Below are 22,909 nucleotides of genomic sequence, written 5' to 3'. Positions count from 1 at the left end.
GGGCCTGCCCCGTCCCCGCCATTCCGCTGGCCGGCCACGCGTCAGTCGTCCGTGACGTCGCCGGAATCGGGAAGGGTGGCTTGGAGCCGTTCCGCCGCTTCCTTGAGGTTGGGTACCAGAGCCCTCGCCTTCTCCAGCGAGAAGCGCGGCAGGGGGCCGTGGCAGGCCACCGCGGCCACCACCGTGCCGCGTCGGTCCTTCACCGGCACGGCGATGGCGACGAGCCCTTCCAGAAACTCCTGATCGTCCGTGCTGTAGCCATTCTTCGCGATGCGCTCCAGCTCGGCGTCCAGTTCCTCGACGGTGGTGATGGTGTTCGGCGTCTGCGCCTTCAGGTGCAGCGTCTCCAGAATGCGCCGGCGCTGGACGGGACGCATGGCGGAGAGGAACAGCTTGCCGGAGGCCGTGCAATGCATGGGCACCCGCGAGCCCACCTCCAGATGCAGGCGCAGGGGCCAGGCGGCCTCGACGCGGTCGAGATAGATCGCCTCGGAGCCCACGCGGGTGACGAAATTGCAGGTCTCGCCCGCCACGTCCACCAGCGCCTCCAGGATGCCTCGCCGCTCGGTGCTCACCGAATTGCGCAGCATGTCGAACCCCATGCGCAGGAAGCGCGGCCCCACCGCGAAGCGCCGTCCATCCGGCTCGCGCAGCAGATAGGATTCGGCCTCCAGCTTCTGGCACAGGCGATGGACGGTGGGCTTGGGCAAGGAGAGCCGCACGCAGAGCTCGGGCACGCCGAGGGGCGTTTCGGACCGCGCGATCTCGCCCAGCAGATCGAGCGCCCGCAGCATGGCCGAGGCGTTGTCCCGCTCCTCGGGCTTCTCCGGCTTCTCCACGCTCTCCAGCTGCTGCTTTGCCTTGGCCATCTGAATCGTCAGCCTCTCGCTACGTGCAGCCTTAGCGGCTGGCAGCGGGGTGTCAAACGGAACGCAGGTGCACACGGCGGCCTTCGCATTGCACAACATAAATCTCACTGAATGAGACGTTTCATTTCAAAAAATGGATTGACTCATCTCATCCCTTCGTCGCATCGTCTGCTCCGCAGAGAGGAAACTGCCATGCAAGGCGAGGAAAACTTCGACTTCGTCGTCATCGGTGCCGGGTCGTCGGGGTGTGTTCTGGCCAATCGGCTGAGCGAAGACGGCAAGAGCCGCGTCGCCCTGCTGGAAGCCGGACCAAAGGACACGAACCCCTGGATTCACGTGCCGATCGGCTACGGGAAGACCATGTGGAATGATCGCCTGAACTGGCGCTTCCACACCGAGCCGGAACCCACCATGGGCGACCGGCGCATCTATTGGCCGCGCGGCCGCGTGCTCGGTGGATGCTCCTCCATCAACGGCCTCATCGTCATCCGCGGACAGCAGGAGGATTACGACGGCTGGGCGGCGCAGGGCGCCACTGGCTGGGGCTTCGAGGATGTGCTGCCCTATTTCCGCAAGCTGGAGGACAACCCCGCCTTCGCCGGCGATCCGCTCCACGGCACCGATGGTCCCGTGCGCGTCAGCTCCATCCCGCGCAAGCACGAGCTGATCGAGGTCATCAAGGAGGCTGGCCGCAAGCTGGGCGTGCCGGAGACGGCGGACTTCAACGGCGTCCGTCAGGAGGGCGTGGGCTACTATCAGCTCACCACCCGCAACGGCTTCCGCATGAGCGCGGCCAAGGCCTATCTCTCCCCCGCCAAGGGCCGCGCCAATCTCTCCATCCTCACCGACACACAGGCGCGCCGCGTGCTGTTTGAGAATGGCCGCGCCGTGGGCGTGGAGGTGAGCGTAGGCGGGCGGGTAAAGGTCATCCGGGCGCGCCGGGGCGTGGTGCTGTCAGCGGGGGCGGTGCAGTCCCCGCATCTGCTCATGCTCTCGGGCATCGGGCCGGCGGAGCACCTCAAGGCCAACGGCATCGGCGTCCACGTGGACAGCCCCGGCGTCGGCGGCAACCTGCAGGACCATCTCCAGCTGCGCCTGCTCTATCGCTGCACCAAGCCCATCACCACCAACGATGCGCTGAACTCCCTGTTCGGGCGCCTCAAGATGGGGCTGGAATATCTCCTGTTCCGGGGCGGACCGCTGGCCATCGGCATCAACCAGGGCGGCCTGTTCACCCGCGTGCTGCCGGAATCGAAGACCCCCGACATCCAGTTCCACATCGGCACCCTTTCGGCGGACATGGCCGGCGGCAAGGTGCATGACTATTCCGGCTTCACCCTCTCGGTGTGCCAGCTTCGGCCGGAGAGCAAGGGCTGGGTGCGGCTCGGCTCGGGCGATCCGCTCGCGCCGCCGAAGATCACCGCCAATTATCTGGCCGCCGACACGGACCGGCGGTGTGCCGTCGCCGCCATGACATTCGCCCGCAAGCTCGCCGCCACCGAGCCGCTGAAGAGCTATGTGGCGGAGGAGAAGCTGCCGGGACCGGGCGTCACCGACGACGAGGGTCTCCTCGCTTTCGCCCGCGAATACGGCGCCACCATCTTCCACCCCGCCGGCACCTGCCGGATGGGCCCCGACGACGACCGCGATGCGGTGGTGGACCCGCGCCTAAGGGTCCGTGGCGTCGATGGCCTGTGGGTGGTGGATTGCTCCGTGATGCCGAGCCTTGTGTCCGGCAACACCAACATCCCCGCGATCATGATCGGAGAAAAAGCCGCCGACATGATCCGCGAGGACGCGATGAACAACAGGAATGGGCGAGACAACGCCCCAAATCAAATCAATGACGGGAGGACACAACAATGGCTGGGCAAGCGGGAGCTTCAAGTCGCGAGCTGAGGCGCGTGGTCGGCGCCAGCGTCATCGGCGCGACCATCGAATGGTATGACTTCTTCCTGTACGGCATCGTCGCCGGCATCGTCTTCAATAAGCTGTATTTCCCGGCCGACGATCCGGTCATCTCCATCCTGCTCGCCTACACCACCTTCGCGGTGGGCTTCGTGGCGCGGCCGGTGGGCGGGCTCATCTTCGGCCATTTCGGCGACAAGCTGGGCCGCAAGAGCATGCTCATCATCACGCTGATGATCATGGGCGTGGCGACGGTGGCCATCGGCCTTCTGCCCACCTATGCGCAGATCGGCATCGCCGCGCCCATCCTGCTGCTGCTGCTGCGCGTGGCGCAGGGCATCGGCATCGGCGGCGAATGGGGCGGCGCGGTGCTGATGGCGTATGAATACGCGCCGGAAGACAAGCGCGGCTTCTTCGCCTCCATCCCGCAGATCGGCCTCGCGCTCGGCCTGTGCCTCGCCTCGGGCGTCACCGCCATCGTCTCCATGCTGCCGGACGAGCAGTTCATGAGCTGGGGCTGGCGCGTGGGCTTCATCGGCTCCATCGTGCTCATCATCGTGGGCATGTACATCCGCCTGAAGGTGCAAGAGACGCCCGAGTTCGAGCAGGTGAAGGCCGCCAACAAGGCGGAGGCCATCCCCTTCATCACCATGCTCAGGGAATATCCGCGCAACGTGTTGCTGGGCATGGGCGTGCGCTACATCGACGGCGTGTTCTTCAACGTCTTCGCGGTGTTCTCCATCGTCTATCTGGCGAACTACGTGAAGGTACCCCGCACGACGGCGCTCTGGCTGGTGACGCTCGCCGCCTTCGTGATGATCTTCACCATCCCCATGTTCGGCAAGCTCTCCGACAAATGGGGCCGCCCGCGCACCTATGCGATCGGCTCCGCGCTGCTGGCGCTGGTGGTGTTCCCGGCCTTCTGGCTGTTCTCCACCGGGTCCCTGCCGCTGATCGCGCTCGGCATCGTGTTCCCGTTCGGCGTGCTCTACGCCATGTGCTACGGGCCTGAAGCCGCGCTGTTCTCGGACCTGTTCGACGCCCGGGTGCGCTACACCGGCATCTCGTTCGTCTACCAGTTCTCCGGCATCGTCGCGAGCGGCATCACCCCCATCATCGCCACCTATCTGCTCGCCCGCGGCGACGGACAGCCCTGGCAGGTGTGCGCCTACGTGGTGTTCGCGGCGCTGGTCTCGATGGTCTCGGCCCTGGCGATCCGGGTGCCGGTCACCCGCGCCCAGTTATCCGACGCCCGGCGCACCACCCCTGAAGCGGCCCGGCAGCCCGCGCGCTGATCCCCCGCCGATCCGGAGGCGGCGCGCGGCCGCCGCCTCCCTCTCCCCAAAGACTTCCAAAGTTCCAAGAGGATTTTTCCGTCATGAAGATGACCACCGAAGAGGCGTTCATCAAAGTCCTGCAGGCGCACGGCATCAACGAGGCCTTCGGCATCATCGGCTCGGCCATGATGCCGGTCTCCGACCTCTTCCCCAAGGCCGGCATCCGCTTCTGGGATTGCGCCCACGAGACCAATGCGGGCCTGATCTGCGACGGCTACACCCGCGCCACCGGCCGCATGGCCATGGCCATCGCCCAAAACGGACCGGGCGTGACGGGCTTCGTCACCGCCATGAAGACCGCCTACTGGAACCACACCCCCATGCTGCTGGTGACGCCCCAGGCGGCCAACAAGACCATCGGGCAGGGCGGGTTCCAGGAAGTCTCGCAGATGGCCATGTTCCAGGACATGGTCTGCTACCAGGAGGAGGTGCGCGACCCCTCCCGCGTCGCCGAAGTGCTCAACCGCGTGATCGAGAAGGCCTGGCGCGCCTGCGCCCCGGCGCAGATCAACGTGCCCCGCGATTTCTGGACTCAGGTGGTCGACATCGAGCTGCCGCAGATCGTGCGCCTCGAGCGTCCCGCCGGCGGCCGCAACGCCATCGCCGAGGCGGCGCAGATCCTCTCCGAGGCGAAGTTCCCGGTGATCCTCAACGGCGCGGGCGTGGTCATCGGCAACGCCATCGGCGAAGCCATGGCGCTGGCCGAGCGGCTCGATGCGCCCGTCTGCTCCGGCTACCAGCACAATGACGCCGCCCCCGGCAGCCATCCGCTCGCCGTCGGCCCGCTGGGCTACAACGGCTCCAAGGCCGCCATGGAGCTGATCGCGCAGGCCGACGTGGTGCTGGCGCTGGGCACCCGGCTCAACCCCTTCTCCACCCTGCCCGGCTACGGCATCGACTACTGGCCGCGCCAGGCCAAGATCATCCAAGTGGACATCAACCCGGACCGCATCGGCCTCACCAAGAAGATCACCGTGGGCATCTGCGGCGACGCCAAGGAAGTGGCCGGACAGTTGCTGGACCAGCTCGCGTCCAGCGCCGGCGAAGCCGGACGGGCGGAGCGCCGCGCGCTGATCCACCAGACCCGCTCGCGCTGGCTCCAGCAGCTCGCCTCCATGGACCATGAGGACGACGATCCCGGCACCCGCTGGAACGAGGACGCCCGCGCCCGCGACAAGGGCCGCATGTCGCCCCGTCAGGCGTGGCGGGCCATCCAGTCGGCGCTGCCGAAGGACGTCATCATGTCCACGGACATCGGCAACAACTGCGCCATCGGCAACGCCTATCCGAGCTTCGAGATCGGGCGGAAATATCTCGCGCCGGGCATGTTCGGGCCCTGCGGCTATGCCTTCCCGGCCATCATCGGCGCCAAGATCGGCTGCCCCGACGTGCCCGTGTTCGGATTTGCCGGCGACGGCGCGTTCGGCATCTCCATCAACGAGATGACCTCCATCGGCCGCGAGGAATGGCCGCCGGTGACCATGGTGGTGTTCCGCAATTTCCAGTGGGGCGCCGAGAAGCGGAACACCACGCTCTGGTACGACAACAACTTCGTCGGCACCGAGCTCGACCCCAAGCTCTCCTACGCGAAGATCGCCGAGGGCTGTGGCTTCAAGGGGGTGCGCGTGGACACGCCGGAGAGCCTCAAGGAGGCCATCCACACCGCCGCCGAGGAGCAGAAGAAGGGCATCACCACCTTCATCGAGGTGGTGCTGAACCAGGAGCTCGGCGAGCCATTCCGCCGGGATGCCATGAAGAAGCCCGTTCCAGTGGCCGGCATCGCGCGCTCCGACATGCGTGAGCAGATCGCGCGCTGACTGAGATCCGGGCGGGGTCGCTCCTCCACACGCTCCGCCCGGCTTTTTCTGCCCCAGAGCGCGATCCGAACGGATTGGATCAATCCGTTCGGTGAATCGCCCTCTAACCTTAAGAAAGAGAACGCGTTATCCGACGTGATTGCGATGCAATCAGGTCGGCGCGTGCTCTAGTCCCCAGAGGAAGGCCATGCTCGCCCTCGACCGGATCATCGACGCCGCGCGTGCCGCCCCCCGCAGCATCGTTCTGCCGGAAGGCAGCGACCCGCGCATTGCCGCCGGCGCCCGTCGCGCCGCGCGGGAAGGGATTGCCCGGCCGATCCTCCTCGGTGCCCGCGAGGAGGTTTTGGCGGCCCTCGATGGTGATGCGCGGGGCATTGCCATCGAGGATCCCGCCACCTCGCCGCGCCTTCAAGCCTATGCCAAGGCCCTGCACCTCTTGCGCCACGCCAAGGGCATGGACCTCGCCACCGCCTCGCGCCGCGTGCGCGAGCCGCTCGCCTTCGCCGCCATGATGGTGCGGCAGGGGGATGCCGACGGCACGGTCGGCGGCGCGGTGGCGACCACGGCCGAGACGGTGCGCGCCGCGCTCCAGATCATCGGCCTCGCGCCGGGCGCGAAGATCGTCTCCAGCTTCTTCCTCATGATCCTGTGCGAGGACTATCACGAGCAGAAGGGGGCCTATGTGTTCTCCGACTGCGGGCTGGTGATCGACCCCGACGCGGCCGAGCTGGCCGATATCGCCCGCGCGGCGGCGCACTCCTACAACGCCATGACCGGCGAGGCGCCCCGCGTGGCCATGCTCTCCTTCTCCACCAACGGCAGCGCGCGCCACCAGCGGGTGGACAAGGTAGTGGAGGCGGTGCGCCTCGTGCGTCAGGCGGAACCGGATCTGGTGATCGAAGGGGAATTGCAGTTCGACGCCGCCTTCGTCGCCACGGTGGGCGCGGCCAAGACGGCGCCCGGATCGAGGATCCGGGGCGATGCCAACGTCTTCGTCTTCCCCAATCTGGATGCCGCGAACATCGGCTACAAGATCGCCCAGCGGATCGGCGGGGCGAAGGCCATCGGGCCGGTGCTTCAGGGCCTCGCCAAGCCCGCCAATGATCTCTCCCGCGGCTGCTCGCAGGACGACGTGTTCCACATGATCGCGCTGACCTGCGCCCAGGCCGGCCGCACGCTTCCGGTCGCGATGTCTGGAAAGATCGACAGCGTCTGGCAGAACTCACGGCCGGCCGCAACCAGCCTCGGTGAGACGCGGGCCGGCTGAAGGGACGGATCAGTTGCCCATCTGGAGCATGGACTCGGAGGCCGCATAGGCCTCGCCCCACTGCGCGAGCGTCTTCGAGACGGCCGACAGCGAGATCGGCTGCCCGGCCGCGCGCGGTGCTGCGGCCGCGAACAGCGCCGCAACCAGCACGAGCGGCAGGAAAACCTTTCGCAGTTCGTCTTGCGTGTTCATCTGGGGTCACGAGCGTCGTTTCAAGCGCCCATTATATCCCCAGCCGCATCCGTCGCCAAATGCGGCGCAACATCGCGCTCTGTTGCGCCGCAACAATTGTCGGAAAAACAAGGCGGCGCCACACTCTCCGGCGGCGGCGCCCCTTCGTATTGAAGCGACGTCAGCTTCCGGGCTTGCCGTGCACGTTGGGCAGGAAGAGGTCCTTCCAGCTCTGCGCCGTGGCGGCGATCATGCCGGTGCGGGTCATGAAGTCAGCATATTTCTGGATCGCCTGCGGGGTGGTGGTGAAGGTCACCTGCGGGTCGTTCAGGATGCCCTCGATGAGCGCCACTTCGCTGCCGTCGCTGGCGAGGCGGACATAGTCCCGGGCGGCAGCGGACTTGTCGCGGTTGATGATGGCGATGGCCTCTTCGAGCGCGGCGAAGAAGGCGGCATAGATTTTCGGATTGTCATTGGCGAAGCGCGTCGTCGTCCACACCACGTTGAAGGTGGACGGCTGGCCCAGCACGTCGAACGTGTTGAGCACCGTGTGGACGCCGGGCTTCCTGAGTTCCAGCTCCTGAATGGGCGCGGCGGTGAAATGCGCGGTCACCTCATTGCCGGCGAGCAGCGCCGCCATGCCATCCGGGTGGGACAGCGTGACGGTCAATTTGTCGAGGTCGTTGCGGCGATCCGGTCCCAGCTCCTTCTCCGCGGCCATTTGCAGGAACATGGCCTGCACCGAGACCTTCACCGCCGGCAGGGCAATCTTGTCCTTCGCCGTGAAGTCTTTCAGCGAGCGCACATTGGGGTTGGACGTATTGAGCAAGAGCGGCATGGAGTTCATGGCGGCCGCCGCCTTGACCGGATTGGAACCGTCCTTGGTCTTGGCCCACAGCAGCACCAGAGGCGGCACGCCCCCGGCAGCGAACTGGATGGCGCCGGACAGCAGGGCATCATTCATCGCCGCGCCACCGGCGAGCTTGATGTAGCGGGTTTTCAGGTTCGCCACGCCGCGCGCCGCCGCCTCCTTTTCCAGCAGGCCGCGGTCTTCCATGATCATCAGCGGCAGATGGCCGAGGCTCGGCTGACGGGCGATGGTCACATTATCCACCTCCGCCGCCGCGACCGACGTCATCGCGGCCAGCAGCACGAGCGCGCCTGCCAGCTTCCGTTTGAATGCGATCATCCTTGAGCCCTCCGTCTGCGTTTCCTCGCCCGTCCCGCGGGCGTCGCCGGGTCTGATGCCCGGATCGGGTCTTGGGCGGCCTGAGGCTCAGCCGCGCCGGATGACCGGAGCGGGAACGCCCTCGATCATCACGTTGATCGCTGCCGGGAGCCCGCTCGCACGGGCCTCGGCGAGGGCGGCCGGCAGGTCGGCGGCATCGGTGACGAGGGCACCGTATCCGCCCAGCGCCCGCACCACCTCGTCATAGCGGGTGGGCAGCAGATCGCAGTAGCGGGTCCGCTCGGTGCCATAGGTGCGCAGCTGGATCTGGTGCTCGGCGTTCCAGCGGGCGTCGTTTCCGATGACCGCGATGAAGGGCGCGCCGACGCGCAACGCCGTATCGAACTCCGCCATGTGGAAGCCGAAGGTGCCGTCCCCCATCACCGCCACCACCGGCGCCTCCGGCCGGGCGAGCCGGGCCGCGATGGCGAAGGGAATGGAGGCGCCGATGGTGCCGGAAACCCCATTGATGATGCGGTTCTGCGTCTTGACGACGGCTTGCGGCCATTGGCCGATCTCGCCGCCGTCGCAGACGAGCGTCCCATGGGGATGGCGGGCGAGGAAATCGCGCACCGCGGCGCACAGCTCCACCGGATGGATACGCCCCGAGGCGGCCCGCGCGCTCGCCCAGGCCGCCGGCAGGAAGGCCAGTGCCTCCCGCGCCCGCGCCAGCCAGGATGCACGGACGGCTGCGGGAGCAGGCGGGGATACGGCGAGGGCGGCGAGCACGCTGCCGGCCTCCCCTTCCACGCGCTCCACGAGGAGCGGACCCTTCGCCTTGGCGGCACGCGCCAGAAGGTCCGGGTCCGCGTCCACCACCGCGAAGCGGCAGGCCGCCGCCACCGCCGGCGGCGCGCCGAACTTGAGCGTGAAATCCAGCGCCTTGCCGAGCAGCACTACGAGGTCCGCCTCGGCCAGCAATTCCGCAAAAGCGCCGAGGCCGGGATCGTTCACCCCGCGCGGGCTCTCCATGCCGATCACCGGAACGCCCGTGGCGGCCTCCAGCCGCGCCATGGCGCCCCGTCCGCGCGGCGTGCACAAGGCGGGACCGCACAGGATGAGCGGCCGGTCCGCGCTCTCCAGCAGCCCCGCGAGGCGCCCTGCGATGGCCTGCGCATCCGGCGTGCCGGCCGGCTGCTCGATCGTCACGGCCGGCTGCGATGCGGCCAGCCGCTGTTCCAGCAGATCCACCGGCAGCGCGAGATGAACGGGGCCGGGCCGCCCCTCCCGTGCAATGCGCATGGCCCGCGCGATGTCGGCGCCGAGCGCTTCGACGCTTTCCACCATCCACGAGGCCTTGGCCATGGGCCGCGCGACGGCCGCCTGATCCATCTCCTGAAAGGCGCCTCGGCCCAATTCGCCGATGCCGGCCTGGCCGGACAGCAGAAGCACCGGGGATTCAGCCCCGAGGGCCGTGAACAAGGCGGCCGCGCCATTGGACAAGCCCTGCCCGCCGGTGACGAGCGCCACACCCACCTCACCGGTCAGGCGCGCATGGGCATCCGCCATGTGCACCGCTGCCGCTTCCTGGCGCACGTGGACAAGGGCGATGTCCGTTTCCAGCAACGCATCATAGATGGGCATGATGTGGTTGCCGGACAGGGAAAAGATGCGCTTCACCCCATGCGCCTGAAGCGCGCGGACAACGAGGTCCGCACCACGCGGGGCGAGGTCCTGCCCCGCGGCGGGGAGAGGGGCAGCGGCAGTGGGGGCGGGTGCGGGGCTCATGCGACGTCCTTCAGCAGGCTCTGGCCGGGCGCGACGCGGGTGAAGGCCACCGCGGCCGTGGAAATGTCGAGGCGGCCCGCCTCCTGCCGCACCAGCGTGTAGCGCGAGGTATCAAGGTCCGAGGTCTCGGGGAAGTCCTCGCGGAAATGGGCGCCCCGGCTGTCCTCGCGGGCGAGCGCAGCGGCGGTGATGGCCTGGCTGACAAGCACCAGATTCTCAAGGTTCAGCCGGTCCATCCAGGTGAGGTTGTAGCGGCGATCCCCATCCGGTGCGCCGGCGCGGGAGACGGCATCGCCGAGGCTGCCCAGCGTCGCCTGCGCACGCTTCAGCCCCTGCGCCGTGCGCAGGATGCCCACGTCATCCCACATGGCCTCGTAGAGCGCCTCGCGGATGGTGGGCAGGTCCCGCGCATCGCGGCCCAGCGGAGAGAAGGCGCGCTCCAGCGCATGTTCCATGGCCGCCGGATCGGGATCGGCAAGGGCCCGCCCGCGCTCCACTTCCCGCGCCATGGCATCGCCGGCGATGCCGCCGAACACGGTGGAGTTGGCGACGCCGTTGCCGCCCAGGCGGTTGGCGCCGTGCACGCCGCCCGTATCCTCCCCGGCCGCGTAAAGACGGGACATGGCGGTGCCGCAATTTCCGCCGAACACCACGCCGCCCATCATGTAATGGGCGGTCGGGATCACCTCCACCCGCCCTCCGGCCAGGTCGAAGCCGCAATCGGCGCAGCGCTCCACCATGCCCTTGAAGGTCTTGCGCACATGGTCGGGGCCGAGATGCCCCATCTCGATGTGCACGCCCCCATGGGCGGTGGCGTAGCCGTCGCGGATGCGGCGCATGATGGAGCGGCTGACGATGTCGCGGGTGGCCCGCTCGCCGCGCGGGTCATAGAGGTGCATGAAACGCGCGCCGGTGCGGTCGGTGAGCCAGCCGCCGGCGCCGCGCAGCCCCTCCTCCAGCACAGTGCCGGTCATGCGCGTGCCGGGTCCGGCGAGGAGGCCGGTGGGGTGAAACTGCACCATCTCCATGTCGCGCAGCGCCAGGCCAGCGCGCAGGGCCATGGCGAGCCCATCGCAGGACTTGTCGCCGGAGGGGGTGTGGTACTTGTACATGGTCGGCCCGCCGCCGGTGGCGAGCAGCACCGCACGCGCCTTCACCAGCACCGGAACGCCGGTCCGCATGTCCAGCATGAGCACCCCGGCAAGGCCCGAGCCGTCCGCGGCGGGGATGAGGTCGAGGGCGCGGTGGTCCTCCATGCGGTTCACGTCGCGCCGCCACACCTGTTCCATGAGGCGGTTGATGATCTCGATGCCGGTGAGGTCGCCCTTGTGCACCGTGCGGTCGAAGGTCTGGCCGGCGAAGGCCTTCTGGTGGACGCTGCCATCCGGATTGCGATCGAAGAAGCAGCCGAGCTCGGTCTCCAGCTCGCGGATGCGCACCTGCGCCTCGGTCACCAGCGTCCAGGCGAGGTCCTGGTCGTTGAGCCACTTGCCGCCTTCGACCGTGTCCATGAAATGGCGCTCGACGCTGTCGCCCGGCGCCAGAGCCACGTTGTAACCGCCCTGCACCATGCGCGTGCAGCCGCATTTGCCGATGAGGCCCTTCACCGCCACCGTCACGTCGAGGTCGGGCGCGGCCTTCTTGGTGTGAAGCGCGGCGAACAGGCCAGCTCCGCCCGAGCCTAGGATGAGGACGTCCGTCTCCCGGATCGCGACGGCGGGGGTCATTCGGAGGCTCCGATGCCGGCCAGCACAGCGTCGCGGCGGCTGGCGACGTCCGCCTGAACCCGGTCGAACAGGGAGCCGCCATGGGCGTCCATGCCCACCAGCAACGGGCCGAAATCGCGGATGCGGAATTTCCAGAGGCTCTCGGGGTGGAGATCGTCCATGTCCACGTCCTCGATCTCCTCGATCCACGTGGTCTCCAGCGCCGCCGCCCCGCCGACGATGGCGAGATAGGCGCCGCCGAGGTCGCGGAAGGCTTCCTGCGTCGCCGGCCCCATGCCGCCCTTTCCGACGATGAGGCGTACCCCTTCCCGCTCCATCAGCGGGCGGGTGAAGCGCTCCATGCGCATGGAGGTGGTGGTGCCGATGCAGAAGGGCGTGTAGCCGGCGGGCGCGGCGGGGGACTTCGCCACGCGGTGCACGTTGGGCGCGGTGTGGATCACCGCATGCCCCTTGAGATCGAGGCGGGTGGTGCGGCCGCGGTCGAACATGTGGATCTGCGTCGCATCGCGGATGCCGAACAGGGTGCGCTGGAGCGTCACCGTATCGCCGACCTTCAGGGCGCGGACCTGATCGGCATCAACCGGCATTTCAAGGACATGGTGGGCCATCGGGGCGCTCCGGATCAGCTGAAGGCGATGCCGCCGGGGGTGAGGGTGGCCCGCGCGCGGCGGGCGGAATGGCACTGGATGTTCACCGCGACCGGGTTCTGGGTGATGTGGGTGGCGGCGACTTCCACATGGACGGCGAAGGACGTGGACCGCCCGCCGAGGCCCTGCGGCCCGATGCCCAATTCGTTCACCGCGCGGGAAAGCTCGGCCTCGATCTTCGCGCCTTCGGCGTCCTCGCACATCGTGCGCAAGGGCCGCGTGGCGGCGATCTTCGCGAGGTGCATGCACAGGTCCGAGGTGCCGCCGATGCCGACGCCGACGATGGTGGGCGGGCACACCCGGCCGCCCAGCTCGATCACCCGGTCCACCACGAAGCGCTTCACGGCGGTGATGCCGTCCGAAGGCAGCAGCATCTTGAGGAACGAGCCGTTTTCCGAGCCCGAGCCCTTGGGGATCATCTCGATGGAGACGGTCTCCTCCCGGTCGTCGAAGTCGATGTGGATCACCGGCACGCGGATGCCACAGGAATTCTGGTCGTTCTTGCGGGTGATGGGATGCACCACCGACGAGCGCAGGGAGTTCTCCCTGGTCGAGCGCGCCGCGCCGCGGCGCACCGCCTCCTTCAGCCCTGCCCCGTCGAAGGCCACGTTGCGGCCGATGGTGATGTTGTAGATGGGGATACCCGTGTCCTGACACAGGATGTTGCGGGTGCGCTCGGCGACCTTGATGTTCTCCACCATGGTGCCGAGGATGGCCTGGCCGGTCGCGTCCGTCTCCGTCCGCTGGAGTTCCGAGAAGCCCGCCTTGATATCCGGCGGCAGCAACTGGAGCGCGCGCAGATAGAGGTCGGCGCAGATCTTTTCGACTTCGTCGAGGTTGAGGTCCATGGGGTGCTCCTAGAAGACCAGCGCCAGACCCGAGATCAGGATCATCAGCGACAGCATCTGCTTGAATGCCTTCTCGTTCAGACGGCCGTAGATCTGGAGGCCGAGCACGGCGCCGATGGCGAGCGGCGGCAGGGCCAGGATGATGAGCTGCCAGGAGCGCCCGTCGATGCCCACCACCCCGACGGCCGCCAGCGTCACCACGTGCGCGAACAGGATGAAGGGCTGGTACACCCCGCGCGCCACCTCCTTCGGCCAGCCGCGCAGTTGGGTCCAGATGGTGGGGACAACCCCGGAATAGCCGCCTAGGCCGCCGAGGATGCCGCCCACGAAGCCGATGCCCGCATTGGCCCACCGGCCGCCGGCGACGATCACCGGAAGGCGCGGGGCGAGCAGCGCGTAGAGGGCGTAGGCCGCCATGCCGAGGCCCAGAGCAAGCTTCAGCGGAGCGGGGTTCACCGCGGTGAGCACGAGGACGCCCAGCGGCACCCCCACCAAAGCGCCCACGAGGAAGGGCGCGAGGCGCACGCCGTCGATGGACCGGCGGATGGGCCAGACCAGCGTGAGATGCAGGATGCTGCCGCAGGCGACGATCAGCGCGGTGGTCTGGATCGGGTCCAGCGCGTGCAGCCAGATGGCGGAGGCGGCGAGGGCGAAGGCAAAGCCTGCCCCGCCCGCGGCCAGCGCGCCGAGAAAGGCGCCGGCCCAGAGCACGGACAGCGTGGCGAGCGGAATGCCGAGCATGCTCACCACCCGCTCAGCAGGAAGAGGAGCCCCACGGCGAGCCCTGCCGCGATGGCGCCCGCCACTACACCGGCGGTGTGGCCGCGGAAGGAGAACCACTCGATGGCCAGCACCCGGAGGCCGAGGGCCATGTGCACGGCAAGGGCACTCACGAGGCCCCATTCGGCGATCTTCACCAGCGGGCTGTGGGTGACCGCCAGGAAGCTGTCGAGCGCGTTGGCGCCGGAGAGGGCGGTGCCCAGCGCGATGAAGTGCATGGGCAGAAACACCGCCAGCGCCACGCCCGACAGGCGGTGGAGCAGCGCCGCGATGAAGCCCGGCTTCAGGTGGGAAGCCTCGCGCAGGCCGGGGCGGGTCGTGGAGGAGAGGGCGGAGGGCTTCACGGCACCAGTCCTCCCGGCTGGTAGACCGCCAGCGCCGCGCGCAGCCCCAGCACCAGGATGGCGGTGGCGAAGGCGAGCATGGCCATGTCGAGGGAGCGTGAGCGCCAGCCGGTCCATTCGCGGATCACGCTGCGCAGGCCGATGGGGGCGTGAATGGCGGCGGCGCAGACGAACACGCAATAGAAGGCGAGGAACCAGCCATTGCCTGCCGTGCGCGACAGGATTTCCGTCGCGCTGAGCCCGCCGCGCACGGCGTGCACCATGGTGGCGAGATGCACGGCCACCGCGAGCGCCAGCAGCGCGGCCGTTCCGCGCTGGGCCATGTAGAGAAGGGGATTCATGACTTCACCAGCAGCGCGAGGAGGCGGCCGATCGGCGAGGGCGCGGTGGCGCGCTTGAGGCCGGCGATGGCGTAGGTGGGCGCCAGATCCTTGGGGCAGAACTCGGTGCAGCTCATGTGGCTGTGGCAGGAGTGGCAGCCCACGTCCCCGGACACCGCGGCGAGCCGCGCCGCATTGCCCCGGTCGCGCTCGTCATTCACCAGCGTCCAGGCGCGATTGAGGGCGGCCGGGCCGAGATAGTCCTTGTTCCAGGCCACCACGTCGCAGGCGGAATAGCACACGCCGCAATTGATGCACTCGACGCCGGCATCGGCGGCCTTACGCTTCGGGCTGTCGGGCCGCACCGGCGCGAAATCTGAGGGCGGGGCCTCGCCCGGCTCGAAGGCGCCGTGGGCATCGCGCCATTTCTCGAAGAAGGGGACCATGTCGACCGTCAGATCCTTCACGATCGGCAGGTTGCGCAGGGGCTCCAGCACGAGGATGTCGCCGTCCACCGCTTCGGAGACGCGGGTGCGGCAGGTCCAGCGCGGCCGGCCGTTCACCACCATCGCGCAGGAGCCGCACATCCCGACCCGGCAGGCGAAGCGGTAGGAGAGCGTCGGGTCCTGTGCACGCTGGATCTCCGTCACCACGTCGAGAACGGTCTGGCTGGCGCGGCGCGGCACCGCGAAGTCCTCGAAGGCGCCATCGGCCTGGCCGCGCCACACGCGGACGCGCAGGGTCTCCTCGGCCGGCGCTGCCGCCGGCCGCCCGTTCTGGCTCGTGCTGGTCATGTCGTTCGTCCTGAGGGCTTCTTGAGACGCCGCAGGCTGCCGCCCGCGACGGGAGGGCACGCGATGGCCGCGCGCCGGCCTAGGAGATATTCAGCCCCCCGGCGCACCGTGGATGGCGGGGAAGAAGATGTCCTTCCAGTCCTTGGTGGTGGCACCGACGAGGCCGGCCCGGTGCATGTAATCGAGATAGGACAGCACCTTCTTCGGGGTGGTGGTCCACTCGTTCTCCGGCGCCTTGATGATGGCCACCGCCTCGTCGACGCTCATCTTGGAGCCCTCGGCCTTGATCCACAGCGCGGCCATGGCGGCAGGATCCTTGCGGATCAGGGCATTGGCCTCCTCCAGCGCGGCGAGGACGGCGGCGAGGGCCTTGGGGTTCTCGGTGGCGAACTTCTCGGTGGTCCAGATGACGTTGAAGGTGTGCGGCCCGCCAAGCACCTGATAGCTGTCCAGCACCTTGTGGGCGCGCGGATCCTTCAGCTCCAGTTCCTGGAAGGGGGAGGAGCCGAAATGCGCGGTCACCTCGGACTTGCCGCCCATCATGGTGAGCTGGGCGTCCGGGTGACCCATGGAGACGGTCAGGGAATCCAGCTTGTTCTGCTGGCCCGCGCCGAAGGCCTGCTCGGCGGCCATCTGCAGCGTCACCGCCTGGATGGAGGTCTTCACCGCCGGCAGGGCGATCTTGTCGGCGGCGGTGAAGTCCTTGATGGTCTTCACGTTCGGGTTCACCGAGACGAGGTAGAGCGGCATGGCGTTCAGCGCCGCGATGCCTTTCACCTTGAGATTGCCGCGGGTGCGGGCCCAGATGGTGAGCATCGGCCCGACGCCGCCGGCGGCGATATCCAGATTGCCGGAGATGAGGGCTTCGTTCATGCCCGAGCCGCCGGTAAAGCGCAGCCATTCGGTCTTCAGGGCAAAGCCCTTGGCGCTGGCCTGCTTCTCGATGAGGTTCAACTCCTCCATCACCGTCATCGGCAGATAGGAGATGCCGAACTGCTTGGCGAGGCGGACCGTTCCGGTTTCCGCGCGCGCCGCTCCTGCGGCGAGCGACAGCGGAACAAGGGCTAGCGCTGCGGCGGCGAACACGGCCGCGCGTTTGAAGAAGAGACCCATTGCGTTCTCCCTGGTGGCAGACTCCCTGGCGCCTCGCAGCCGGCATGCCGAGGGCTGCCCTGGCCGCGCGCTGCGGGCGTGCGGTCTTGTTTTCGTTTCCGGGATCAAAGGCCGATGGACATGTCCGCTCGGGTTTTGATTCCGGCGCGCGACCATTTTCCGATTGAGTGTCGGCAGGGGCAGAGTACCCTCGGCAAGACAGGTGTCAATAGTCTTAGGTCATATATATGACATCGGAATCTATCGCCCCCACAAACGCCCGCGCCACGGCCATCGAGGCACGGCCGCTTTACCAGCAGACACGCGACCTGCTGCTGAAGCGCATCATCGATGGCGTCTGGAAGCCCGGCGGCTATTTGCCGAGCGAGCAGCAGCTCTGCGGCGAGCTGGGCGTGTCCATCGGCACCATCCGCAAGGCCACCGAGGAACTGGTGATCCACGGGCTTCTGGAGCGTCAGCACGGACGCGGCACGCGGGTGGTGCCCCACTCCAGCGCCAAGTCGCGCTTCCGCTTCCTGCGCTTCGTGCACGGGGATGGGCGTCCGCTCGATCCGGTGGCGCATCTCCTCACCCAGACCGTTCGCGCGGCGAGTGCCGAAGAGCGCCGGCAGCTCGATCTCGATCCCAATGGCAAGGTGCTGGCGCTCACCCGCATCCGCAGTGAGAAGGACCAGCCGCTGGTCTACGAACGCCTGGCGCTGCCGGCGCAGACCTTCGCCGCGCTGGGGCTGGAGACCGGCGAGGATATCGTGGAGGAGGTGTACGTCTTCTATCAGGAGCGCTGCGGCGTCACCATCATGCGCACCATGGACGAGGTGGGCCTGGCGATGGCGGACGCCCTCATGGCGCAGCACCTGGGCATCGCGATGGGCGCCCCGGTTCTGGAGGTGCGACGCGTCGCCTACGCGCTCGATGGACGGCGCGTGGAATATCGCGAGAGCTTCACCGCCCACCTCAAATACAAGACCGCCCTCGAGTGAGGGCGGTCCAAGCTTCGCGCCTCCCGGCGCCGCTCAGGCCTGCATGCCCCATCGCTGGATGGTGTGGCGCTCGATGGTCTGGAAGATCAGGTTTTCCACCACGAGGCCGATGAGGATCACCGTCAGGAGGCCGGCGAACACGTTGGAGATGTCCAGCATGTTCTTGTTCTCGAAGATGAACCAGCCGAGGCCGCCGGAGCCGGACGACACGCCGAAGACCAGCTCCGCCGCGATCAGCGTGCGCCACGCAAACGCCCAGCCGATCTTCAGCCCGGTGAGGATGGAGGGAAACGCCGCCGGGATGAGGATGGTGGCGATGAAGCGCGGCCCCCTCAGCCCGTAGTTCCGGCCCACCATCTTCAGCGTCCGGCTCACCGAGAGAAAGCCCGAGTGGGTGTTGAGGGCGATGGCCCATGTCACCGAGTGCACCAGCACGAAGACCAGGCTGGCGGTGCCGAGCCCGAACCAGATCAGCGCCAGCGGCAGCAGTGCGATGGCCGGCAGCGGATTGAACATGGAGGTCATGGTCTCCAGGAAGTCCGTGCCGATGCGCGAGGCGATGGCGAGTGCCGTCAGCACCGCCGCCAGCGTGATGCCGATGGCGTATCCCATCAGCAGCACCCGCAGCGACCCCCACGCGCGCTCCGGCAGCACGCCGTTCATCACGTTGGTGAAGAAGGCGGAGACGGTGGCGCTGAAGGTGGGAAAGAGCAAATCGTTGTTGAGGACGCGCCCGTAGATCTCCCACGCCAATGCCAGCGCGGCGAGGATGATGAGCTTGCGGAAAAAGCTCCAGTTGTAGAGCAGCTCCCAGGTGGAAAGCGGCTTTTCCACCACCGTCATGGCGTCGGCGGGCGTGTCCTCGCGAAAGATTTCCGGACGCGCCTCGGTGGCGGGAATGACCTTCAGGGTGGCGATCTCAGGCATCGATGATCTCCTTCGCCTCGTCGGCGAACAGCATGTGCTGGATGCGCTGCTCGAGGAGCGCGGCGTCCTTGGGATCGGTGGTGCTGTTGAGCTCGGCCTTCACCCGGCCCGGATGGGGCGAGAGCAGGAGGATGCGGTTGCCGATCTTGATGGCCTCGGCGATGGAATGGGTGACAAACAGCACGGTGAAGCGGGTGTCCGCCCACAATTGCAGAAGCTCGTCCTGCATCTTCCGGCGCGTCAGCGCATCGAGGGCGGCGAAGGGCTCGTCCATCAAGAGGATGTCGGGCTCCATGGCCATGCCGCGGGCGATGGCCACGCGCTGCTTCATGCCGCCGGAGAGCATGTGCGGATAGGTGTCCGCGAACTTGGTGAGGTTGACCTTCTCGATGTAGTGCATGGCCCGCTCGTCCGCCTCCCTGCCCTTGAGCTTGCGGGCGGCGGTGAGGGCGAAGGCCACGTTCTGGCGCACGGTCTTCCAGGGCAGGAGCTGGTCGAATTCCTGGAACACCATCATGCGGTCCGGCCCGGGGGCGCGGATCACCTGCCCCTTGAGGCGCATCTCGCCCTCGGTGGGCGTGATGTAGCCGCCGACGGCCTTCTGCAGGGTGGATTTCCCGCAGCCGGACGGTCCCAGCAGGATGAAGCGGTCGCCCTCGAGAACGTTGAAATCCACCCGGTAGGTGGCGGTGACGAGTAGATTCGGCGTCTTGTACTGCAGCGTTACGCCACTCACCTCCAGAAGAGGTTTCTGCGAACCCATGCATCCCTCCCTTGGGACCTGTCGCCGCGACCTTTATTGGCCGTTCTGGCGAGGCGTCGTTTCTGCTCCCGGTCTTCATGGTGCCGGACCACCCTTGGCGGGGCGGCAGGCCTTGTCGTGTCTGTTGGGATCCCGCGGTCGGGGCGCGCGAAATGGCGCATCCGCCCCGCCGTTCTTCGGCTTTTCCTGCGGGCTGCGGACTCCTGTCGCGCCGCCTCAGGTGTGATGACGATAGACAAGGCTGGTAGGCCTGTAAAGGTCATCTACTATCATATATAAGACATAAGTTTTTTCGCACCACTTCGGCGGCCGCTTCGCGCCGAAAGATGAACTTTTCTCAACGGCTTAGGAGAAATCAGGTCAGGTCGGAGAGATAGTGGAAACCGGCCGTGAGGCAGAAGCTGACGCGCCACTCCACCGGCGTGCCGTCGAGCGAATAGGCGAGGCGGTCGATGAGCAGCACCGGCGCGCCGGGCTCCACATGCAGCATGGCCGCAGTGTCGGCATCCGCGCCGACGGCCTTCAGCTGCTCCCGCGCCCGCGCCACGGTGATGCCGTAGCGCTGCGCGTAGAGGCCATAGAGATTGTTCGGCACGGGCGCGTCGGCGAGGCCCGGGAACATCTGGTCGGGCAAGATCAGGCTTTCGATGATGAGCGGCGCGCCATCGAACGTGCGCAGGCGGCGGATGCGCAGGACGCGCCCGTTGCGCGGTAAGGCGAGGGCGGCGCATTCGGCGGCGCTTCCCTTCGCCCGCTCGATGCCTAGCACCCGGCTTTCAGGAAAGTGGCGCTCGCCGTCATCCCCCACCAGCTTGAAGAACTGGAACAGGATGCGCTCCTCGTCGTGGCGCGCGACGAAGGTGCCCCGGCCCTGCCGGCGCACCACGATGTTCTCGGCCGCCATCTCGTCCAGCGCCTTGCGCACCGTGCCCTGGCTGACACCGAGTTCAGCGGCGAGCTGGATCTCACTGGGCAGAGGCTCTCCCGGGGCCCACACGCCGTCCACCATGCGGCGGATCAGGGTTTCGCGGACCTGCCGGTAGAGCGGCTTGGATTCGAGTCCTTCGCCCTCGCCGCGATGGGCGGCGCCGGCCGGGCTTCTCTCCTGCGCCCTGCGGGGCTCGGCCCCGGCGGCGATGTTTGGCTTGCTCACGATCCTCTCGCCCCCTGGTCCGGCGCGTCTTTCTCCGACGCTTATAGGTGCGGCTGGCCCGGCTTGCATCTCCCCCCGTAGAGCTTGCAACGCCCGTCAGTCTCATATCTTATATATGATAACGGAATAGAAGCGCATGCAATGCCCTCGTTCCGCGCCCAGAACGACAATATCCGAAAACGACAACCGGAAACGCCCATGCCCGACATCGTCGTCACCGAGTTCATGGACGAGGCGGCGCTCGCCGCGCTGCGCGACCGTCACGAGGTCCATTATGATCCGGCGCTGGTGGACCAGCCCGATGCCCTCCACGGCCTCCTCAAGGACGCGCGCGCCCTCATCGTCCGCAACCGGACGCAGGTGCGCGGCGCGCTGCTCGCGGCGGCGCCCGGGCTGGAAGTGGTGGGGCGGCTCGGGGTCGGCCTCGACAATATCGACGTGGAGGCCTGCCGCGCCCGCGGCATCGCCGTGCGCCCGGCCACCGGCGCCAACGACCTGGCGGTGGCCGAATATGTCATCTGCGGTGTGATGATGCTGCTGCGCGGCGCCTACCACGCCTCCGCAGAGGTGGCGGGCGGCGGCTGGCCGCGCACGCGCCTCATGGGGCGGGAAACGTCCGGCCGCATCCTCGGCCTCGTCGGCTTCGGCGCCATCGCGCGGGAGACGGCGCGGCGCGCCGTGGCGCTGGGCATGGAGGTGATCGCCCACGATCCTTTTCTCGACGCCGGCAATCCCGCCTTCGCCGCCAACGGCGCGCGCCCGGCCTCGCTCGACGCGGTGCTGCGGAACGCCGACGCGGTGAGCCTCCATGTGCCGCTGACGGCCAAAACGCGCGGGCTCATCGGCGCCGACGCCCTCGCTTGCATGCGGCCGGATGCGGTGCTCATCAACGCCGCGCGCGGCGGCGTGGTGGACGAGGCGGCTTTGGCCGAGGCGCTGAAGGCGGGCCGGCTTGCCGGCGCCATGCTGGACGTGTTCGAGACGGAGCCTCTGCCCGGCGGCGGCCCGCTCGAGGGGGTGCCGAACCTCATCCTCACCCCGCACATTGCGGGCGTCACCGTGGAATCCAACGTGCGTGTCAGCGAGGCGGTGGCCGTCGCGGTGGCGCAGGTGCTTCAGGAGAAGGCGGCATGAGCGAGCAACTTTCCCTCCACGCGGCACGCGCCCTCGCCCGCTCCGTGCTGATCGCGGCCGGCGCCGGCCGCACGGCGGCGGATGCGACCGCCGAGGCTTTGGTTGCGGCGGACGCGGACGGCATCGCCAGCCACGGCCTCTCCCGCCTGCCGGCCTATGCGGACCAGATCCGCTCCGGCAAGGTGAAGGGACAGGCGGAGCCGGCGCTCGAATGGACCTCCGTCTCCACTCTGCGGGTGGATGCGCGCGAGGGCCTCGCCTTTCCCGCCATCGCCGCCGGCCTCGATGCCGCCGCAGGCCGCGTCGCCGAGAGCGGCATTGTCGCGGTTTCCGTCTTCGCCTCGCACCATGCGGGCGTCATGGGTCATCATGTGGAGCAGATGGCGGAGCGGGGGCTGGCCGCCCTCGCCTTCTCCAACTCGCCGCAGGCCATCGCGCCGTGGGGCGGGCAGGCCGGAGTGTTCGGCACCAATCCCATCGCGTTTGCCACCCCGCGCAAGGATGCCGCGCCCCTCGTCATCGACGCCTCCCTGAGCAAGGTGGCGCGCGGCAAGATCATGGTCGCCGCCCAGCGCGGCAATCCCATTCCCGGCGACTGGGCGCTGGATGCGCAGGGCACCCCCACCACCGATCCCAAGGCCGCTTTGGCCGGCACCATGCTGCCCATCGGCGATGCCAAGGGGGCGGCGCTGGTGCTGATGGTGGAGATCCTCGCCGCGGCGCTGACCGGCGGCCAGTTCGGCTTCGAGGCGGCGTCCTTCTTCACTGCCGAAGGCCCCTCCCCCGCCATCGGTCACCTGTTCCTGGTGATGGACCCGGTGCGGCTGGGCGGGCCGGACTATCTCGTGCGGCTGGAGCTGCTGCTCGGCGCCATCCTGGGGCAGGAGGGCACGCGCCTGCCCGGCGAGCGGCGGCTGAAGGCGCGGGCCGTGAGCGAGGCCGAGGGCATCACCATCCCCGCCGACCTGCTGGAAGACCTCCAGCGCCGCTCCGCCGCCTGAGACGGGAAACAGAAAAGGGCCGCCAGCATATCCTGCCGGCGGCCCTTTTTCGT

At 68.1% G+C, this 22,909-nt stretch carries 22 protein-coding genes; 7 read left to right on the top strand and 15 right to left on the bottom strand.

Annotation, left to right across the window (positions count from 1 at the left end; genetic code table 11):
* Positions 1-41 precede the first annotated feature (41 nt).
* The gene (locus tag D7006_RS04980; protein WP_229646762.1) at positions 42-869 is read right to left on the bottom strand and encodes an IclR family transcriptional regulator; all 828 of its coding nucleotides are present in this window, start codon (positions 867-869) and stop codon (positions 42-44) included.
* A 192-nt stretch (positions 870-1,061) separates the two neighbouring features.
* Between D7006_RS04980 and D7006_RS04975 the strand changes: the two genes are divergently transcribed.
* The 4 genes from D7006_RS04975 (at position 1,062) to pta (ending at position 7,198) form a co-directional block, all read left to right on the top strand.
* A complete protein-coding gene (locus D7006_RS04975; protein ID WP_237355773.1) occupies positions 1,062-2,768 on the top strand; it encodes a GMC family oxidoreductase in 1,707 nt (568 codons plus the stop codon).
* Complete coding sequence (locus tag D7006_RS04970; RefSeq protein ID WP_237355772.1) at positions 2,732-4,072, top strand: MFS transporter; 1,341 nt, start codon at positions 2,732-2,734, stop codon at positions 4,070-4,072. Before D7006_RS04975 ends, D7006_RS04970 begins: the two co-directional genes overlap by 37 nt.
* Before the next feature lie 83 nt (positions 4,073-4,155).
* Complete coding sequence (gene xsc / locus D7006_RS04965) at positions 4,156-5,931, top strand: sulfoacetaldehyde acetyltransferase (RefSeq protein ID WP_237355771.1); 1,776 nt, start codon at positions 4,156-4,158, stop codon at positions 5,929-5,931.
* Positions 5,932-6,118: 187 nt separating this feature from the next.
* Positions 6,119-7,198: a phosphate acetyltransferase gene (gene pta / locus D7006_RS04960; protein WP_237355770.1), complete on the top strand. Its 1,080-nt coding sequence runs from the start codon at positions 6,119-6,121 to the stop codon at positions 7,196-7,198.
* A gap of 9 nt (positions 7,199-7,207) precedes the next feature.
* Here the strand turns inward: pta and D7006_RS04955 are convergent, their stop codons facing one another.
* The 11 genes from D7006_RS04955 to D7006_RS04905 all read right to left on the bottom strand — a co-directional run bounded on the left by D7006_RS04955 (position 7,208) and on the right by D7006_RS04905 (position 16,898).
* Positions 7,208-7,390 (bottom strand): hypothetical protein, encoded by a 183-nt coding sequence (locus D7006_RS04955; RefSeq protein WP_169124533.1) that lies wholly within the window; start codon positions 7,388-7,390, stop codon positions 7,208-7,210.
* 160 nt (positions 7,391-7,550) lie between these two features.
* Positions 7,551-8,558 (bottom strand): ABC transporter substrate-binding protein, encoded by a 1,008-nt coding sequence (locus D7006_RS04950; RefSeq protein ID WP_237355769.1) that lies wholly within the window; start codon positions 8,556-8,558, stop codon positions 7,551-7,553.
* Between the two features lie 87 nt (positions 8,559-8,645).
* Positions 8,646-10,325, bottom strand: coding sequence for a thiamine pyrophosphate-binding protein (locus D7006_RS04945; protein ID WP_237355768.1), 1,680 nt, complete (start codon positions 10,323-10,325; stop codon positions 8,646-8,648).
* On the bottom strand, positions 10,322-12,052 hold the full coding sequence (locus tag D7006_RS04940) for an L-aspartate oxidase (RefSeq protein WP_237355767.1): 1,731 nt from the start codon (positions 12,050-12,052) through the stop codon (positions 10,322-10,324). Before D7006_RS04940 ends, D7006_RS04945 begins: the two co-directional genes overlap by 4 nt.
* Positions 12,049-12,660 (bottom strand): fumarate hydratase C-terminal domain-containing protein, encoded by a 612-nt coding sequence (locus D7006_RS04935; protein ID WP_237355766.1) that lies wholly within the window; start codon positions 12,658-12,660, stop codon positions 12,049-12,051. The genes D7006_RS04940 and D7006_RS04935 overlap by 4 nt, the downstream gene beginning before the upstream one ends.
* 14 nt (positions 12,661-12,674) lie before the next feature.
* A complete protein-coding gene (locus D7006_RS04930; RefSeq protein WP_237355765.1) occupies positions 12,675-13,547 on the bottom strand; it encodes a fumarate hydratase in 873 nt (290 codons plus the stop codon).
* A 9-nt stretch (positions 13,548-13,556) separates the two neighbouring features.
* Positions 13,557-14,288, bottom strand: coding sequence for a sulfite exporter TauE/SafE family protein (locus D7006_RS04925; RefSeq protein WP_237355764.1), 732 nt, complete (start codon positions 14,286-14,288; stop codon positions 13,557-13,559).
* Between the two features lie 2 nt (positions 14,289-14,290).
* Positions 14,291-14,671: a succinate dehydrogenase gene (locus D7006_RS04920; RefSeq protein WP_237355763.1), complete on the bottom strand. Its 381-nt coding sequence runs from the start codon at positions 14,669-14,671 to the stop codon at positions 14,291-14,293.
* A complete protein-coding gene (locus D7006_RS04915) occupies positions 14,668-15,012 on the bottom strand; it encodes a succinate dehydrogenase (RefSeq protein WP_237355762.1) in 345 nt (114 codons plus the stop codon). Before D7006_RS04915 ends, D7006_RS04920 begins: the two co-directional genes overlap by 4 nt.
* Positions 15,009-15,785, bottom strand: a complete 777-nt coding sequence (locus tag D7006_RS04910) for a succinate dehydrogenase/fumarate reductase iron-sulfur subunit (protein ID WP_024280482.1) — start codon at positions 15,783-15,785, stop codon at positions 15,009-15,011. The genes D7006_RS04915 and D7006_RS04910 overlap by 4 nt, the downstream gene beginning before the upstream one ends.
* A gap of 90 nt (positions 15,786-15,875) precedes the next feature.
* Entirely contained in the window at positions 15,876-16,898 is a 1,023-nt protein-coding gene (locus tag D7006_RS04905) for an ABC transporter substrate-binding protein (RefSeq protein ID WP_237355761.1), read from the bottom strand.
* Between the two features lie 227 nt (positions 16,899-17,125).
* On the opposite strand from D7006_RS04905, the gene D7006_RS04900 reads away from it, so the two are divergent.
* Entirely contained in the window at positions 17,126-17,878 is a 753-nt protein-coding gene (locus tag D7006_RS04900; RefSeq protein ID WP_237355760.1) for a GntR family transcriptional regulator, read from the top strand.
* A gap of 33 nt (positions 17,879-17,911) precedes the next feature.
* Here the strand turns inward: D7006_RS04900 and D7006_RS04895 are convergent, their stop codons facing one another.
* The 3 genes from D7006_RS04895 to D7006_RS04885 form a co-directional block, all read right to left on the bottom strand.
* Entirely contained in the window at positions 17,912-18,805 is an 894-nt protein-coding gene (locus D7006_RS04895; protein ID WP_371745039.1) for an ABC transporter permease, read from the bottom strand.
* Positions 18,798-19,568 (bottom strand): ABC transporter ATP-binding protein, encoded by a 771-nt coding sequence (locus tag D7006_RS04890; protein ID WP_237355759.1) that lies wholly within the window; start codon positions 19,566-19,568, stop codon positions 18,798-18,800. Before D7006_RS04890 ends, D7006_RS04895 begins: the two co-directional genes overlap by 8 nt.
* Positions 19,569-19,923: 355 nt before the next feature.
* A complete protein-coding gene (locus tag D7006_RS04885; RefSeq protein ID WP_237355758.1) occupies positions 19,924-20,721 on the bottom strand; it encodes a GntR family transcriptional regulator in 798 nt (265 codons plus the stop codon).
* A gap of 198 nt (positions 20,722-20,919) precedes the next feature.
* On the opposite strand from D7006_RS04885, the gene D7006_RS04880 reads away from it, so the two are divergent.
* Positions 20,920-21,855 carry a hydroxyacid dehydrogenase gene (locus D7006_RS04880; protein ID WP_237355757.1) on the top strand — a complete coding sequence of 312 codons (936 nt, stop codon included), beginning with the start codon at positions 20,920-20,922 and terminating at the stop codon, positions 21,853-21,855.
* Complete coding sequence (locus D7006_RS04875; protein ID WP_237355756.1) at positions 21,852-22,856, top strand: Ldh family oxidoreductase; 1,005 nt, start codon at positions 21,852-21,854, stop codon at positions 22,854-22,856. The genes D7006_RS04880 and D7006_RS04875 overlap by 4 nt, the downstream gene beginning before the upstream one ends.
* Positions 22,857-22,909: the final 53 nt, after the last annotated feature.

It is taken from the genome of Xanthobacter sp. YC-JY1, assembly GCF_021730305.1.
Lineage (GTDB): Bacteria > Pseudomonadota > Alphaproteobacteria > Rhizobiales > Xanthobacteraceae > Xanthobacter > Xanthobacter flavus.
This window is presented reverse-complemented; position numbering and strand designations above follow the sequence as displayed.

Coding starts and splice junctions, on each gene's coding strand:
- D7006_RS04980 (WP_229646762.1), bottom strand. CDS start 869: ATGGCCAAGGCAAAGCAGCAGCTGGAGAGCGTGGAGAAGCCGGAGAAG.
- D7006_RS04975 (WP_237355773.1), top strand. CDS start 1,062: ATGCAAGGCGAGGAAAACTTCGACTTCGTCGTCATCGGTGCCGGGTCG.
- D7006_RS04970 (WP_237355772.1), top strand. CDS start 2,732: ATGGCTGGGCAAGCGGGAGCTTCAAGTCGCGAGCTGAGGCGCGTGGTC.
- xsc (WP_237355771.1), top strand. CDS start 4,156: ATGAAGATGACCACCGAAGAGGCGTTCATCAAAGTCCTGCAGGCGCAC.
- pta (WP_237355770.1), top strand. CDS start 6,119: ATGCTCGCCCTCGACCGGATCATCGACGCCGCGCGTGCCGCCCCCCGC.
- D7006_RS04955 (WP_169124533.1), bottom strand. CDS start 7,390: ATGAACACGCAAGACGAACTGCGAAAGGTTTTCCTGCCGCTCGTGCTG.
- D7006_RS04950 (WP_237355769.1), bottom strand. CDS start 8,558: ATGATCGCATTCAAACGGAAGCTGGCAGGCGCGCTCGTGCTGCTGGCC.
- D7006_RS04945 (WP_237355768.1), bottom strand. CDS start 10,325: ATGAGCCCCGCACCCGCCCCCACTGCCGCTGCCCCTCTCCCCGCCGCG.
- D7006_RS04940 (WP_237355767.1), bottom strand. CDS start 12,052: ATGACCCCCGCCGTCGCGATCCGGGAGACGGACGTCCTCATCCTAGGC.
- D7006_RS04935 (WP_237355766.1), bottom strand. CDS start 12,660: ATGGCCCACCATGTCCTTGAAATGCCGGTTGATGCCGATCAGGTCCGC.
- D7006_RS04930 (WP_237355765.1), bottom strand. CDS start 13,547: ATGGACCTCAACCTCGACGAAGTCGAAAAGATCTGCGCCGACCTCTAT.
- D7006_RS04925 (WP_237355764.1), bottom strand. CDS start 14,288: ATGCTCGGCATTCCGCTCGCCACGCTGTCCGTGCTCTGGGCCGGCGCC.
- D7006_RS04915 (WP_237355762.1), bottom strand. CDS start 15,012: ATGAATCCCCTTCTCTACATGGCCCAGCGCGGAACGGCCGCGCTGCTG.
- D7006_RS04910 (WP_024280482.1), bottom strand. CDS start 15,785: ATGACCAGCACGAGCCAGAACGGGCGGCCGGCGGCAGCGCCGGCCGAG.
- D7006_RS04905 (WP_237355761.1), bottom strand. CDS start 16,898: ATGGGTCTCTTCTTCAAACGCGCGGCCGTGTTCGCCGCCGCAGCGCTA.
- D7006_RS04900 (WP_237355760.1), top strand. CDS start 17,126: ATGACATCGGAATCTATCGCCCCCACAAACGCCCGCGCCACGGCCATC.
- D7006_RS04895 (WP_371745039.1), bottom strand. CDS start 18,805: ATGCCTGAGATCGCCACCCTGAAGGTCATTCCCGCCACCGAGGCGCGT.
- D7006_RS04890 (WP_237355759.1), bottom strand. CDS start 19,568: ATGGGTTCGCAGAAACCTCTTCTGGAGGTGAGTGGCGTAACGCTGCAG.
- D7006_RS04880 (WP_237355757.1), top strand. CDS start 20,920: ATGCCCGACATCGTCGTCACCGAGTTCATGGACGAGGCGGCGCTCGCC.
- D7006_RS04875 (WP_237355756.1), top strand. CDS start 21,852: ATGAGCGAGCAACTTTCCCTCCACGCGGCACGCGCCCTCGCCCGCTCC.